This is a genomic window from Streptomyces sp. NPDC027189 (assembly GCF_055566975.1).
In genome coordinates this window covers 15,729-29,593 of the sequence record NZ_JBVHRI010000018.1, presented here as the reverse complement: position 1 = coordinate 29,593, position 13,865 = coordinate 15,729, and the positions used below count along the sequence as shown (strand labels likewise).

14 protein-coding genes are annotated in these 13,865 nt (G+C 71.1%); 7 read left to right on the top strand and 7 right to left on the bottom strand.

Translation table 11 applies throughout. The features are described from left to right. Positions 1-331: 331 nt before the first annotated feature. Together ACZ4RZ_RS33840 and ACZ4RZ_RS33835 are read right to left on the bottom strand one after the other, a co-directional pair. Positions 332-1,285, bottom strand: a complete 954-nt coding sequence (locus ACZ4RZ_RS33840; protein WP_467750515.1) for a GNAT family N-acetyltransferase — start codon at positions 1,283-1,285, stop codon at positions 332-334. A 192-nt stretch (positions 1,286-1,477) separates the two neighbouring features. After that, positions 1,478-2,053, bottom strand: coding sequence for a TerD family protein (locus ACZ4RZ_RS33835; RefSeq protein ID WP_467750513.1), 576 nt, complete (start codon positions 2,051-2,053; stop codon positions 1,478-1,480). A gap of 271 nt (positions 2,054-2,324) precedes the next feature. Here ACZ4RZ_RS33835 and arfB point away from each other — a divergent pair, with 271 nt between their 5' ends. Then, entirely contained in the window at positions 2,325-2,753 is a 429-nt protein-coding gene (arfB, locus tag ACZ4RZ_RS33830) for an alternative ribosome rescue aminoacyl-tRNA hydrolase ArfB (protein ID WP_467750511.1), read from the top strand. 74 nt (positions 2,754-2,827) lie between these two features. After that, on the top strand, positions 2,828-3,757 hold the full coding sequence (locus ACZ4RZ_RS33825; protein WP_467750509.1) for a sigma-70 family RNA polymerase sigma factor: 930 nt from the start codon (positions 2,828-2,830) through the stop codon (positions 3,755-3,757). A 6-nt stretch (positions 3,758-3,763) separates the two neighbouring features. On the opposite strand, the gene ACZ4RZ_RS33820 is transcribed toward ACZ4RZ_RS33825, so the two are convergent. Next, the gene (locus ACZ4RZ_RS33820; RefSeq protein ID WP_467750754.1) at positions 3,764-4,246 is read right to left on the bottom strand and encodes a flavin reductase family protein; all 483 of its coding nucleotides are present in this window, start codon (positions 4,244-4,246) and stop codon (positions 3,764-3,766) included. Positions 4,247-4,694: 448 nt separating this feature from the next. Here ACZ4RZ_RS33820 and cdgB point away from each other — a divergent pair, with 448 nt between their 5' ends. Both cdgB and ACZ4RZ_RS33810 read left to right on the top strand, forming a co-directional pair. Then, positions 4,695-6,401 (top strand): diguanylate cyclase CdgB, encoded by a 1,707-nt coding sequence (gene cdgB, locus ACZ4RZ_RS33815; protein WP_467750507.1) that lies wholly within the window; start codon positions 4,695-4,697, stop codon positions 6,399-6,401. A 117-nt stretch (positions 6,402-6,518) separates the two neighbouring features. Further along, the gene (locus ACZ4RZ_RS33810; protein WP_467750505.1) at positions 6,519-7,493 is read left to right on the top strand and encodes a carbohydrate-binding protein; all 975 of its coding nucleotides are present in this window, start codon (positions 6,519-6,521) and stop codon (positions 7,491-7,493) included. 30 nt (positions 7,494-7,523) lie between these two features. Here the strand turns inward: ACZ4RZ_RS33810 and ACZ4RZ_RS33805 are convergent, their stop codons facing one another. From ACZ4RZ_RS33805 to ACZ4RZ_RS33795, 3 genes are all read right to left on the bottom strand, one after another. Next, the gene (locus ACZ4RZ_RS33805) at positions 7,524-8,453 is read right to left on the bottom strand and encodes a 1-phosphofructokinase family hexose kinase (RefSeq protein WP_467750503.1); all 930 of its coding nucleotides are present in this window, start codon (positions 8,451-8,453) and stop codon (positions 7,524-7,526) included. Between the two features lie 185 nt (positions 8,454-8,638). Next, positions 8,639-9,784: an N-acetylglucosamine-6-phosphate deacetylase gene (nagA, locus tag ACZ4RZ_RS33800; RefSeq protein ID WP_467750501.1), complete on the bottom strand. Its 1,146-nt coding sequence runs from the start codon at positions 9,782-9,784 to the stop codon at positions 8,639-8,641. Next, entirely contained in the window at positions 9,784-10,734 is a 951-nt protein-coding gene (locus ACZ4RZ_RS33795) for an ROK family protein (RefSeq protein ID WP_467750499.1), read from the bottom strand. Before ACZ4RZ_RS33795 ends, nagA begins: the two co-directional genes overlap by 1 nt. A gap of 164 nt (positions 10,735-10,898) precedes the next feature. Here ACZ4RZ_RS33795 and ACZ4RZ_RS33790 point away from each other — a divergent pair, with 164 nt between their 5' ends. From ACZ4RZ_RS33790 to otsB, 3 genes are all read left to right on the top strand, one after another. Continuing rightward, positions 10,899-12,164: an ABC transporter substrate-binding protein gene (locus ACZ4RZ_RS33790; protein WP_467750497.1), complete on the top strand. Its 1,266-nt coding sequence runs from the start codon at positions 10,899-10,901 to the stop codon at positions 12,162-12,164. 32 nt (positions 12,165-12,196) lie between these two features. Continuing rightward, positions 12,197-12,424: a DUF3263 domain-containing protein gene (locus ACZ4RZ_RS33785; protein WP_467750495.1), complete on the top strand. Its 228-nt coding sequence runs from the start codon at positions 12,197-12,199 to the stop codon at positions 12,422-12,424. 101 nt (positions 12,425-12,525) lie between these two features. Beyond that, on the top strand, positions 12,526-13,389 hold the full coding sequence (otsB, locus tag ACZ4RZ_RS33780; protein WP_467750493.1) for a trehalose-phosphatase: 864 nt from the start codon (positions 12,526-12,528) through the stop codon (positions 13,387-13,389). Here otsB and ACZ4RZ_RS33775 read toward each other — a convergent pair. Further along, positions 13,377-13,667 (bottom strand): hypothetical protein, encoded by a 291-nt coding sequence (locus tag ACZ4RZ_RS33775; RefSeq protein ID WP_467750491.1) that lies wholly within the window; start codon positions 13,665-13,667, stop codon positions 13,377-13,379. The genes otsB and ACZ4RZ_RS33775 overlap by 13 nt on opposite strands. Positions 13,668-13,865: the final 198 nt, after the last annotated feature.

Below are 13,865 nucleotides of genomic sequence, written 5' to 3'. Positions count from 1 at the left end.
GCGAGGGCGGCGGCGCGGAGGGCGGTCTTGCGGGAGGCGCGGGATTGGTGTCTCACTCGGTCTCCTTGGGGAGGTGTGACGCCCGTCGGGGTGTGACGGACCGTCACGTGCCGTGAGGGGGGTGGCACGGGGGAGAGAGTGGCACCTGTGAGGCCTTCTTTGACAGAGGGCAGTCAACCCTTTACGTATTCGTGTCCGGAAGATGGAGTGGAGTATTCGGTATGCGGGCGCATGGGCATGGCCGCGCATATGGGGGAACGCGTCGCGTCCGGTCGGCGACGACCGTCGAACCGACCCCGACGGGCGCCCCGAGTCCGGGCGCCCGCCAAGGTCATCCACGCAACGGCTCACCCTCCATCCCGGCCAGCAATTGGGGAAGCCTGGGCGGCCAGAGAGCGTCCGTAGTGTCGGCCAGCTCCTGCCGGGTCCACCAGCGCCAGTTCAGAATCTCGTCCTCGGCGTGCGCCGCGGCGAGATGGTCGCCGGCCGGCTCACGACGGGGTCCGCACGCCACGTAGATGTGCTCGTGCTGGCGCACGGGAACTCCGGCCCGCGTGAAGTCGTGCTCCCAGGTGCACAGCAGAGGGCCCGGTTCCAGGTCGTCCCACCCGGTCTCCTCGCGCAGCTCCCGCAGGGCGCCCTCCCGCGGACTCTCCCCCTCTTCGAGCCCGCCGCCGGGCATGGCCCAGTGGGCGCCGACCTCTTCGTTGTCGTACCGGAACAGGAAGACCGCACCGTCGGGGTCGAGCACGGCGATGCGCGCGGCCCGCCGCGGAGTACGCAGCGCCTTGCGCAACACCGCGCAGGGTCGGCCGAGTCGGCGGTCCTTGCGGTGGTCGACGGCCTCGTATCCGAGGGTCGTCCAGAAGGCGAGGGCCTGGGGATTGTTGTCGAGTACGGCGAGCCGGACGGCGTCCCGCCCCGCGCCGCGGAACCGCCTCTCGACGCTCGCCACCAACTCCCGGCCGTACCCCTTGCGTTGTTCGCCCGCGTCCACCAGGAGCAACCCGATCCACGGGTCGGGATCATCAGGGTCGGGATGCCGCGCGAGGGTGATCACGGTCCCGACGAGCCGCCCCTCGCTGCGTGCGAGCAGCACTTCCACGTCCGGGTTCGCCAACTCCTCGGCGAGTGCGGCCGCGACCTGCTCCGGACGGATGTCGTCGGGGTCCGGGAAGTCCCCGCTCAGGGCGTGGAAGTCGCGGTGGGAGGCGTAGAGCGCGGTGAGTTCGGCGAGGAGGGGTGCCGGGATGTCGTGGTCGGCGGTGAGGGCTTCGAGGATCACGCCGGGCAGGCTAGCCGCCGCTCGCCCGCTCAGGAGCCCGAACCGGATCGGCAGGCAGGCCGGACCTGATGCGGCGGTGCTGCCACGTGCGCCGCGGCCGTAGTGCCAAGTGCGTAAACGCCACGTCCGCCTGGCCGGGAGACCTTCCCCGGACAGGCGGACGTCGTGTGTGCGGCGTGCCGCGGGTGAACGTCAGACGCTCACGCCGAAGTCCTGGGCGATGCCGACCAGGCCCGAGGCGTAGCCCTGGCCGACCGCGCGGAACTTCCACTCCGCGCCGTTGCGGTAGAGCTCGCCGAAGACCATGGCCGTCTCGGTCGCCGCGTCCTCGGAGAGGTCGTAGCGGGCGATCTCGGCGCCGCCGGCCTGGTTGACGATGCGGATGTAGGCGTTGCGGACCTGGCCGAAGTTCTGCGAGCGGGTCTCGGCGTCGTAGATGGAGACCGGGAAGACGATCTTGTCGACGTCGGCGGGGAGGCCCGCCAGGTTGACGTTGATCGCCTCGTCGTCGCCCGCGCCCTCGCCCGTGCGGTTGTCGCCGGTGTGGACGATGGTCTGGTCCGGGGTCTGCTTGTTGTTGAAGAAGACGAAGTGGGCGTCCGAGTAGACCTTGCCCTGCTGGTTGACCGCGATGGCCGAGGCGTCGAGGTCGAAGTCGGTGCCCGTGGTGGAGCGGACGTCCCAGCCGAGGCCCACGGTGACGGCGGTCAGGCCCGGAGCCTCCTTGGTGAGCGAGACGTTGCCACCCTTGGACAGGCTTACAGCCATTGGGAGTCCTTCCCTCGTTGCGTACGGGCTTCGTACTGGGGACGAAGCTACCGGTACCCCTATGAACGCCGAGAGGGGTGCCGAGGTTCCAGGTGTCTTTACTTTCTTTACCGACGGACTTTCTTCACCGAGAGCGGGAGCGAGTCCGAGGCCGGAACCAGCGAGTCCGAGACCGGAACCAGCGAGTCCGAGGCCGGAACCAAGGACGAGACTCCCGTACGGCCTTGAAAACGAGGTGACGTGGGCCCGTCACGCACGCGACCATGGACCCATGTCCGGTCCTTACGTCATCCGCGGCTCCGTCTCCCTTCCCGAGGCCGAGCTCATGTGGCGTTTCTCGCGGTCCAGCGGGCCCGGCGGACAGCACGTCAACACCAGCGACTCGCAGGTCGAGCTGCGGTTCGACCTCGCGAAGACCGAGGCGCTGCCGCCCGTCTGGAAGGAGCGCGCCCTCGCCAAGCTCGCGGGGCGCCTCGTCGACGGCGTCATCAGCGTCAAGGCCTCCGAGCACCGCTCCCAGTGGCGCAACCGGGAGACCGCGGCCGTACGGCTCGCCTCCCTGCTCGCCGAGGCCACCGCCCCGCCGCCCAAGCCCCGCCGGCCCACCCGCATCCCGCGCGGGATCAACGAACGCCGACTGCGCGAGAAGAAGCAGCGCTCCGACACCAAGCGCGGCCGCTCCGGGCGCGACTGGGGCTAGGGTCTGTCACATCCCTTCCACGCGATCCGTCAAAGAACTGACGGGACGGATCGTGACGAGGAGATGTGACCGACATGAGCGACAGCGAATTCCCGGGCGCGCCGGATATGCCGGGTGCGCCCGGCAGGAGTGAGGCCGAATTCCTCGCCGAGCGGTTCGAGTCGCACCGGAGTCATCTGCGCGCCGTCGCCTATCGCATGCTCGGATCGCTCACCGAGGCCGATGATGCCGTGCAGGAGGCCTGGCTCAAGCTCAGCCGGACCGATGCGAGCCGGGTCGACAACCTCGGCGGCTGGCTGACGACCGTCGTGGGGCGGGTCTGCCTGGACATGCTGCGCTCGCGCAGGACGCGCGGCGAGGAGCCCGTGGCGGAGCCCGGTGATGTCGTCGCCCGGATGCCGGATCCCGTCATCAGTCCCGCCGACGGCATCGACCCGGAGCAGGAGGCGCTGCTCGCCGACTCGGTGGGCCTCGCGCTGCTCGTCGTACTGGAGACGCTGACGCCCGCCGAGCGGCTCGCCTTCGTGCTGCACGACCTGTTCGCCGTGCCGTTCGAGGAGATCGCGCCCATCGTGGGCCGTACGCCGGCGGCGTCCCGTCAGCTCGCCAGCCGGGCCCGGCGCCGGGTCCAGGGCGGGGCGCCCGCGCCGGATCCCGACCTCGCCCAGCAGCGGGAGGTCGTCGACGCGTTCCTGGCGGCGGCCCGCGAGGGCGACTTCGACGCGCTCGTGGCGGTGCTCGATCCGGATGTGGTGGCGCGCTCTGAGGGCGGCGTGACGGCCGGGGCGATCGCCGTGGCCTCGGGGGCGAGCAGCTTCGCCCACCTCGCGCGTGTCGCGCGGCCCGCCCTCGTCAACGGCGCCGCGGGTGTCGTGGTGGTCGCCGAGGGACGCCCGGTAGGCGTCCTCGCATTCACGGTCGTACACGGCAGGATCGCCGTGATCGACATCCTCAACGACCCGGAGCGGCTGGCCGGGCTGGACCTGACGCTCCTGGAGGGTTAGGAGCCGCTATCCCAACTGCCGGTACCGGCCCTTGAAGTAGGTCAGCGGTCCGCCGTCCGCGCTCGGCACCCGAGCGGTCAGCACGCGGCCGATGACGAGCGTGTGGTCGCCGGCGGCCACCCGCTGCTCCGTGCGGCACTCCAGGGTCGCCAGGGCGCCGCCCACCAGAGGCGCCCCGGCGATCTCGCCGCGGACGTACGGGATGTCCTCGAAGAGCAGCCGGTCGCTGATGCGGCCCTTCATGGCGAAGCGGCCGGCGATGTGGCGCTGGCTCTCGGAGAGCACGGAGACGGCCCACAGGGGCTGTTCGGCGAGCAGGTCGTCCATGCGGGAGCCCTCGCGCAGGCTGACCAGGACGAGGGGCGGGTCCAGGGAGACGGACATGAACGCCGTCGCGGTCATGCCGACGTCCTCGCCGTCGGGGCCGTCCAGGTCCAGCGCGTCCTCGCGCGCGGTCACCAGGACCACACCCGCGGCCAGCCGGGACATGGCGTCGCGGAACTCGTCGTTGCTCACCCCCTCAGCATGCACGGATGGGGAGGGCGGAGCGGCAGGGGGAGTCTTCAGCACGCCAAGACGCTAGTCTCCGCCCTCGGGCCGTCACATCGGACCTCGGCCCGAACCTGGTCCTAGGACCAACGACGGACACAATCAGTCACAGCCCCTGCACAGGTCCCCGCTATGCGTTCAGTTAACGCCTGAGGAAAATGCAGAAACCCCACTCAATTGTTCACGTTCATCTGTGACTTGAGTCACAGGGGCCATAAATTGTTGACCCTGTGTACCGAGTGGGCAGCGCGCTGTGATTCAGTGGCGGAGGCGCCAAGCACGAAGCTACCAAGCAGTACGCGGAAGAGCATCGAAGAGCACCCACCGAAGAGCACCTAGTACGCCGAGAGAACCCTGGAGTTGCTGCGAGGTCTCGAGGGGAGGGCGAATGGAGACCGAGTCGGAGCCCTACGTCCGTCTTGCGACCCTGCGGCAGCTGCATCAGGTGATGGCGGACATGAACACCGCCCGCAGCCTGGCCGACACGCTGCAGACCGTCGCCGACGGCGTGGTCACCGGCCTCGGCTACGAGCTGGCGTGTGTCAACCTCGTACGCCCGGACGGCGACCTCGTGGTCGCCGCGTTCGCCGGCAACTCCGCCGCCGAGGCCCTGATCACCGGCCGCGTCGGCTCCCGCACCTCCTGGGACCGCCGGCTGAACATGGGCGAGGCCTGGGGCGACCTCAGGTTCATACCGCACACCGAGGGCTGGGTCCTCGACGAGGACGACGTTCCGCAGTGGTACACCGACGGCCCCGCGCCCCGCTTCGAGGACGAGTGGCACCCCTCCGACCGTCTCTTCGCTCCCATGTACACCCCGGGTGTCTCCGGCGCCGCCTGCGGTGAGCTGATCGGCGTCCTGTCCGTGGACCGGCCGCGCAACGGCCGGCGGCCGGGCGCGTGGGGCCGCGAGGCGCTCCAGATGTACGCCTTCCAGGCCGCCATCGCGATCAGCAACGCGCGTCTACGCGCGAACATGCAGCGCGCCCTGGTCCGCCTGGAGCGCGAGCAGCAGGCCCTTCGCGCCAGCGAGGAGAGCTTCCGCCAGGCCTTCGAGTACGCCCCGTCCGGCATGGCGATCGCCGAGATGGGCGGCGACCAGCACGGCCGGATCCTGCGGACGAACGACGCCCTGTGCCGTCTGCTGGGCCGCCCCGCCTCCGCGATGCGCCGTTACTCCTTCTCCGACCTCGTGCACCCCGAGGACATCGGCACCCTGCTGAGAACGTCCGCCGAGGGCGGGCGGGCCGAGCTGCGGCTGGGCCGCCGCGACGGCACGTACGTCTGGGTCCACCTGCGCAACTCCGTCGTCGCGGACGCCGCCGACGGCCCCCGCTTCCTGCTCACCCACGTCGAGGACATCGAGGAGCGCAAGCGCCGCGAGCTGCAGCTCGCCCACCGCGCTTCGCACGACGCGCTCACCGGCCTGCCGAACTCGGCCGAGCTGCGCTCCCGGCTCAGCGCCCGCCTCTGTCAGCGCCCGCAGTCCCTGCCGCCCGGCGCGGTCGCCTCGCTGGACGCGGCGTACGGGCACGGGCAGTACGCGGAGCTGCCGGGCGCGGCGTACGAGGGGAACGCGCATCCCGCGTACGACGGCAACGGCCACGGTTTCGACTTCCGGTCCGACTCCGAGGCGTACGACGCCTTCGACCACCATGTGCACACGGTCGCGCCCGAGGGTGAGACGGACGACGGCACCAAGGGGCTCGCGGTGCTCTTCTGCGACCTCGACGGCTTCAAGTCGATCAACGACCGGTTCGGGCACAACGCGGGTGACGCGGTCCTCATCGAGGTGGCCAGGCGGCTCACCAGCGGCGTCCGGGACGGCGACACGGTGGCCAGGCTCGGCGGTGACGAGTTCGTGGTGCTCGCCGACGGGCTCGGCCGCGCGGACGCCCAGGACCTCGCCGTACGGCTGCGGAACGCGATCATTCCGCCCATCCGGGTCGACGGACGGGCGGTCCGCGTGGGCGCCAGCTTCGGCATCGGATGGGCACACTGCGGCATGACGGCGGACGAGGTGTTGAAATCCGCTGACGAACGGATGTACGTCGAGAAACGGTCTCGTCCCAAAGCGCACAGGCGTGCGGGATAAAGAGCAGGTCAGTGGGTTGATGAGGTGAAGGCCACCCGTTTGGTCCCGCTGGAGCGGGTAGGCTCGCCTTTCATCCGTGTACCGCACTTGAACCGCACCTGTTGAGGAGACCAAGGGATGACGCCCGGCAACAACGGCGCGAGCACGCCCGAGGACGAGGACCCGTTCGGCTATCTCTACGCCGATGGTCAGGCCAACGGAGCCACCCCGCCCAGTGGAGGCGGCGGCTACGGCTACCCCGGCTCGGTCAACCGGGTGCGGGCGGTCGGTGAGCGTCAGTACGGCGGCCAGCAGGCCCCGACCGCGCAGTACGGTCAGCAGGCCCCGACCGCGCAGTACGGCCAGGTCCCGCAGCAGCAGGCGTACGGCCAGCAGCCCGGCTACGGCCAGCCGAACGCGCACTACGCCGCCCCCGAGACGATGGGCGGCGCACCCACCACCCGACAGCCGCTGCCCGGCGACGGCGGCGGGCGCGGCCGCGGCCCCAACACCAAGGGCCTCCTCATCGGCGCGATCGCCGTGGTCGCGGCGGTCGTGATCGGCATCGGCGTGGCGATGCTCGGCGGCGACTCGGACGACAACAAGTCGGGCAACGAGGCGGGCTCGACCCCGTCCACCTCGCAGAGCGCGGAGCCGAGCCGGTCGGCGTCCCAGAGCGCCGGTGCCGCCGTGGAGTTGCCGAAGATCGACGCGAAGGCGCTGAACCTGGGCACCGGCGTTACGACGGCATCCGACGTCAAGGGCGCGAAGGCCGACGGTGGAATCTATGTGACGGGCCTCAACCAGGTCGGCGCCAAGGTCACGTGGACCGTCAATGGCATCGAGAAGGCCGGTTCCTACCGGCTGTACGTGCGTTACGACATCCCCGGTGTGGATGCCAACGCGACGCTGACGGTCAACGGCAAGGCCAACACGCAGCCTCTGGGGATGAAGAACTTCATCGGCTCGCCTGAGGGCGACTGGGAGAAGGGCTGGCAGTCCACTTGGGCCCCTGTGACGTTGACCAAGGGCACCAATGTTCTGGAGATCTCCTGCGGCCAGGGAAACCAGTGCAACGCCTTCCTCGACCAGGTGTGGCTCCAGAAGGGCTGACGGTGCGATTCGCCGCGGCCTTTTCTCTTCTCACGCCGCCGTAGCGTCCCCCGTCACCGCTATCTGGTCCAGCAGGGTCTCGTACGCCGAGCGGTCGAACTCGCCTGCTGTGGGGGTCAGTACGGTCGCCGTGGACAGGGCGACGGCCCTGGCGAGGCGGTCCGGCCACGGCAGGTGCTCGACCAGGCCCGACAGCAGGCCCGCGACCGCCGAGTCGCCCGCACCCGTCGGGTTGCCGTGCACACGGCGTGGCGGGGTGGCACGCCAGCGGCCGTCCGCGTTGGCGGCGAGGAGGCCCTCGGGGCCCAGGGAGGCCACGACGGTGTGGGCGCCGCGCCTGCGGGCGTCCCGGGTGGCCTGCAACGGGTCGTGGGATCCGGTGAGTTCGGCGAGCTCGTCGGCGTTCGGCTTGACGATGTCGGGGCGGGCCGCGACCCCACGGCGCAGCGGTTCGCCGCTGGTGTCCAGGAGGACAGGGACGGCCGCCGCGCGGGCCGTGCGGACGAGCCCCGCGTACGCGCCCACCGGCACCCCCGGCGGCAGGCTGCCGCACAGGGCCACGGCCGAGGCGGAGCGCAGTAGCACCTCGTAGGCCTCCTGGAAGGCCGCCCACTCGGCCGGAGTGATCTCCGGGCCGGGTTCGTTGAGTTGAGTCGTGTCACCCGTCGTGGTGTCGACCACCGCTATCGTGCGGCGCGTCGAGCCCGTCACCGGGACCAGCGCGTCCACCACGCCCGGTGCGCACGTGAGTTGCTCCTGCACCGCGCGGCCGGTGGCCCCGCCCGTGAAGCCCGTGACCGTCACCTCGTGGCCGAGGGCGGCGAGCACCCGGGCCACGTTCAGGCCCTTGCCGCCCGGCCGTTCGGTCACCTCGGTCACCCGGTGCGAGGTGTGCGGCCGCAGGGACCGTATGCGGTAGGTGATGTCGAGAGCGGTGTTCAGCGTGACCGTGAGGATCACCTGGGCCGACCTCCCCCGAAGAGAATCATGAAGTAGACGCCGCGTATGCGCTTACCGGTTGTTCCGGAGGCTCGATCATGCCAAAGACAACGGCGGTCGGCCCAGTCCCGCGGACCAACCGCCGTGCTTGAACAGTCAATTGTTGTACGCCGGTAGCCATTCGCCGTGCGCTGCCGAGGGACCAATCACCCCAGTTGGGGATCGACCACCCATTCGCCCTTGCGCATCACGCCCTTGAGCCCGAAGCCGGCGTCGAGGACCACCAGGTCGGCGTCCTTGCCCGGCTCCAGCGAGCCCACCTTGTCGTACACGCCGAGCAGCCGCGCGGGGTTGGCGGACAGGGCCGCCACGACGCCCTCGACCGGCAGCCGGTCGATCGTCACCGCGCGCTGGAAGGCACGGTCGAGCGTGAGCGTCGAGCCCGCGATCGAACCGCCCTCCACCAGGCGGGCGACGCCGTCCGCGACCTCGACCTCCAGCGGGCCGAGCATGTAGCGGCCGTCACCGAAGCCCGCCGCGTCCATCGCGTCCGTGATGAACGCGACCCGGTCCGCGCCCGCGTGATGGAACGCCAGCTTCAGGGAGGCCGGGTGCAGATGCGTCCCGTCGTTGATCAGCTCGACCGTGATCCGTTCGTCCTCCAGGAGGGCGGCGATGGGGCCGGGGGTGCGATGGCCGAGCGCGGGCATCGCGTTGAACAGGTGCGTCGCCACGGTCGCGCCCGCGTCGATGGCCTCCTGCGTCTGCTCGTACGTCGCGTCGGTGTGCCCGATCGCCGCGATCACCCCGTGCTCGGCCAGCAGGCGTACGGAGTCGATGCCGCCCGGCAGTTCGGTGGCGAGGGTGACCATCTTGGCCCGGCCGCGCCCCGCGTCGATCAGCTTGCGGACCTCCGCCGGGTCCGGGTCGCGCAGCAGTTCCTCGGAGTGCGCGCCCTTGCGGCACGGCGAGATGAACGGGCCCTCGAAGTGGATGCCCGCGATGTCGCCCTGCTCGGCCAGCTCGGACAGCAGTCCGGCACGCTCGGCCAGACCGTGCATGTCGCCGGTGACGGTCGAGGCGACGACCGTCGTGGTGCCGTGCAGCCGGTGCGTGTGGACGCCCTGGAGGACCTCCTCGACGGTCCCGGAGGTGAAGGACGCGCCTCCGCCGCCGTGGTTGTGCATGTCGACGAAGCCGGGCACCAGCCAGTGGCCCGACAGATCGACCGTCTCCGTCTCCATGGGGGCGCTTCCAGCGATCCGCGCGCCGTCGACGATCACGCGGCCGCCGTCCACGATCCCGGTGGGCAGGACCACCCGGGCGCCGGCGAGAACCTTGCTAGGGGCCATCAGGTGGTTACCTCCGAGCGGTCGGTGATGTCGGTTTCGAGTAGATCCCAGGCCAGCAGGCCCGCGCCCAGGCAGCCGGCCGTGTCTCCGAGGGCCGCCGGGACGATGGACGGCAGCTTCTGGAAGGTGACGCGCCGCTCGACGGCGGCCCGCAGCGGTGTGAACAAGGTTTCTCCCGCCTCGGCCAGACCGCCACCGATGATCAGGGTGCGCGGGTCCAGCAGGGTGAGCGCGGTGACGAGCCCGTCGGCGAGCGCGTCGACGGCCTCCTGCCAGACGGCTGCCGCTCGCGGATCCCCGGACTCCACGGCCTTGGCGCAGTCCGCCGCGTCCGCCTCCGGATCGCCGGACGCCTCGGCCCAGGCCTGGCTGACCGCCGCCGCGGAGGCGAACCGCTCCAGACAGCCGCGCTGCCCGCACGGACACGGGGTCCCTCCGGGGCGTACGACGATGTGGCCGATCTCGCCCGCGAAGCCGTGCGCGCCCTCCTCGACGCCGCCGTCGATACCGATGGCGCCCGCGATACCGGTACCGAGCGGGACGAACAGGAAACGGTCCGCGCCGTGCCCCGCGCCGATGCGGCCCTCGGCGAGCCCGCCCGTGCGGACGTCGTGGCCGAGTGCGACGGGGACGCCGCCCAGCCGGTCGCCGAGCAGCCGGCGCAGCGGGACGTCCCGCCAGCCGAGGTTGGCCGAGTACACGGCGATGCCCTGCGCGGCGTCGACGATGCCGGGGACGGCGACTCCGGCGGCGGACGCGGGCTCGCCGAAGCGCTGCTCGCCGTATCCGCGCAGCTCGGCGGCGAAGCCGAGGATCGTCTCGACGACGGCGTCCGGACCGCGTTCCCGGCCGGTCGCCCGGCGGGCCTGATGGAGCAGCTCGCCGTCTGCCCCCACGAGGGCGGCTTTCATCCCGGTGCCGCCCACATCGAGGGCGATGACATGTCTCACGTGGGACAGTGTCGCCCCTTACCCCAGGAGAGGTCTAGTCCACTCACGTGGTGTAGACCTTGTATCCGCATTCCGAGACAGATGCAACGGACGCAGAAGCAAAGAGGGCCAGGGCCCGGCCGGAGGCCGGCCGGAGACTTGCCAGGGGTTGGGAGAAAGACGCAGTGCAGCGGCGTAGGACAGGACTGATCGCGGTGGCCTCGGCCTTGGGCATGACGGCGACCCTCGCGGGCTGCGGCAGTTCGGGCGGTTCCTCGGAGGTGACCCTCAAGCTGGTGGCCGCCGACTACGGCGACTCCAAGGCCAACAGCTCCCAGAAGTACTGGGACAAGCTGGCCAAGGAGTACGAGGCCGACCACCCGGGGGTCGAGGTCGAGGTCAGCGTCTACTCCTGGACCGACGTCGACCGCAAGGTCAAGGAGATGGTCGCGGCGGGCGACGCCCCCGACATGGCGCAGATCGGCGCGTACGCCGACCACGCCGCGAAGGGCGAGCTCTACAAGGTCGACGACCTGCTCTCCATACCCGTGCAGGCCAACTTCGTCCCGCAGCTCACGGACGCGGGGCAGATGGACCGGACGCAGTACGGCATGCCGTTCGCCTCCTCCACGCGGCTGCTCTTCTACAACAAGACGCTGTTCTCGCAGGCCGGGATCGCCCCGCCGCAGACTTGGAGCGAGCTCGCGGCCGACGCCAAGGCGCTCAGGTCCAAGGGCGTCAAGTTCCCGTACGCGCTGCCGCTCGGGCCGGAGGAGGCGCAGGCCGAGACGATGCAGTGGCTGCTGAGCGGGGGCGGCGGCTACACCGACGACGTCGGCACGTACTCCATCGACTCGCCGCAGAACGTCAAGACGTTCACGTGGCTCAAGGACGAACTGGTCGGCAAGGGGCTCACCGGGCCCGTCGCGCCCGCGAAGCTGAACCGCGCCGCCGCGTTCTCCGCGTTCACCCGCGGCGAGGTCGGGATGCTCGTCGGGCACCCCACGCTGATGCAGATGGCCGCCAAGAAGGGCGTGAAGTTCGGCATGGTGCCGATGCCCGGCATCGACGGCAGGGCCAAGGCCACGATGGGTGTCGCCGACTGGATGATGGCCTTCAAGAAGAACGGCCACGGCAAGCAGATCGGCGACTTCCTCAACTTCGTCTACGACGACAAGAACGTGCTCGCCTTCTCCCACGAGTACAACCTGCTGCCGGTCACCGCGTCGGCGTCCGAGGCCATGGCCGCCGACAAGAACGACCAGGACCTCGGCCCGTTCCTCGACCAGCTCCCCTCCTCCGTGCTCTACCCCGTCGGCAAGACCTCCTGGGCCGGGATCAGCGCCGACGTCAAGAATCAGATCGCCCAGGCCGTGAGTTCGAGCGGGAGCCCGACCGGGGTCCTGAGCAAGCTCCAGACCACGGCGACGACGGAGGACAGCGCGGCGTAGCGCTGTCAGTGCCGGGGGATACCGTGCTGTCCATGGAGGACCTCACGCCGCGGGAACAGGGCATCCTCGCGATGGAGCGCCGCGGCTTTCCGGGCCCCGGGGCCAAGGAGCGGGCGATACGGGAGCAGCTGGGCCTGCCCCCGGTGCGCTACTACCAACTCCTCAACGCCCTCCTCGACGATCCACGCGCCCTCGCCCACGACCCCGTCACGGTCAACCGCCTCCGGCGGGTCAGGGAGGGGCGTCGGGGGGAGCGGTGACGGGGGTGCCGTGGGGGCGCCCCACCCGCATCCTGGTGGGCAGCTACACGTGACGCGATGAGCCGTGGGTGCGCCCGGCCCCGCGCGGATAGGGTCGGCGTATGGGCAGCCATCCGGAATCCCCGGAGTCCACGGACTCCTTGCCGACGCCAGTGACCCCCGCCGGACGCGACGGCCTCGACGCCATCCTCGCCCGGCCCACCCGGGCCGTGATCGCGCTCGACTTCGACGGAACCCTCGCACCGATCGTCCCCGACCCCGAACAGGCCCGCGCCCACCCCGACGCGGTCCCCGCCCTCGCAGCCCTCGCCCCGAAGGTCGCCTCCGTAGCCGTGATCACCGGCCGCCCGGCCGGCGTCGCGGTCCGGCACGGCGGCTTCGCGGGCGTACCGGGCCTGGAGCACCTGGTCGTCCTCGGCCACTACGGCGCGGAACGCTGGGACGCCGTGAGCGGCACGGTCAACGCCCCCGCCCCGCACCCCGGCGTCGCCGCCGTCCGCGCCGAGCTGCCCGGGGTCCTCGACGGGATCGGGGCCTGGCAGGGCACGTGGATCGAGGAGAAGGGCCGCGCCGTCGCCGTCCACACCCGCCGCGCCAGCGACCCGCAGGCCGCCTTCGAAGCCCTGTGCGAGCCCCTCACCGACCTGGCCACCCGGCACGGCCTGATCGTCGAGCCGGGCCGCATGGTCCTGGAGCTGCGCCCGCCGGGCACGGACAAGGGCGTCGCCCTACTGGAGTACGTCCGCGAGATCGGTGCCGAAGCCGTGCTGTACGCCGGTGACGACCTGGGCGACCTGCCCGCCTTCGCCGCCGTCGACAAGCTCCGCTCCGACGGCATCCCCGGGCTCCTCGTCTGCAGTGGCAGCTCCGAGGTCGCCGAACTCGCCGACCGGGCCGACCTGGTGGTGGACGGCCCGCCCGGCGTCGTACGACTGCTGTCCGCGCTCGCGGCTCAACTGGACTGATCGGCACCGATGTTGGAGGGGACGGAGAGCGGGTTCCCGAAGTAGTCCGGTCCGCCCCCGGTCACCGACGCCGTACCGCGCGCCGGCGAACCGGGCCGCAGCCGTACGCCGTAGGGGCCGGCCGGGTCCGCGGACACGAACAGCGGATCGGCGTGCACCGCCGCGGTGTCCCGGTCCTGCGAGGTGTGCCAGCAGAGGTTGTCGGAGTAGGTGCTGACCGTGTCCGAGACGGGGACATGGGCACTCGCCCTGGCGAGCGATGGCCAGGCCCCGCCCACCGAGGTCTTGGACCCGTCGTCGTCACCCCGCCCGCAGTCCAGGTAGTACGTCGGCCCGGAGAGGTCTTCGCGAGGGCCACGCCAGTGGGCAGCGGAGCCGCCACCGCGATCACCGTGAGTATGCGCGTACGCCAGAGAGCCATGCGCGGAAGGTAGCCAGGGGACGCATAGGGGGCCCACGGACAAACGGAGCCCACT

Coding starts and splice junctions, on each gene's coding strand:
- ACZ4RZ_RS33810 (WP_467750505.1), top strand. CDS start 6,519: ATGACGCCCGGCAACAACGGCGCGAGCACGCCCGAGGACGAGGACCCG.
- ACZ4RZ_RS33835 (WP_467750513.1), bottom strand. CDS start 2,053: ATGGCTGTAAGCCTGTCCAAGGGTGGCAACGTCTCGCTCACCAAGGAG.
- otsB (WP_467750493.1), top strand. CDS start 12,526: ATGGGCAGCCATCCGGAATCCCCGGAGTCCACGGACTCCTTGCCGACG.
- ACZ4RZ_RS33820 (WP_467750754.1), bottom strand. CDS start 4,246: ATGTCCCGGCTGGCCGCGGGTGTGGTCCTGGTGACCGCGCGCGAGGAC.
- nagA (WP_467750501.1), bottom strand. CDS start 9,784: ATGGCCCCTAGCAAGGTTCTCGCCGGCGCCCGGGTGGTCCTGCCCACC.
- ACZ4RZ_RS33785 (WP_467750495.1), top strand. CDS start 12,197: ATGGAGGACCTCACGCCGCGGGAACAGGGCATCCTCGCGATGGAGCGC.
- ACZ4RZ_RS33825 (WP_467750509.1), top strand. CDS start 2,828: ATGAGCGACAGCGAATTCCCGGGCGCGCCGGATATGCCGGGTGCGCCC.
- cdgB (WP_467750507.1), top strand. CDS start 4,695: ATGGAGACCGAGTCGGAGCCCTACGTCCGTCTTGCGACCCTGCGGCAG.
- arfB (WP_467750511.1), top strand. CDS start 2,325: ATGTCCGGTCCTTACGTCATCCGCGGCTCCGTCTCCCTTCCCGAGGCC.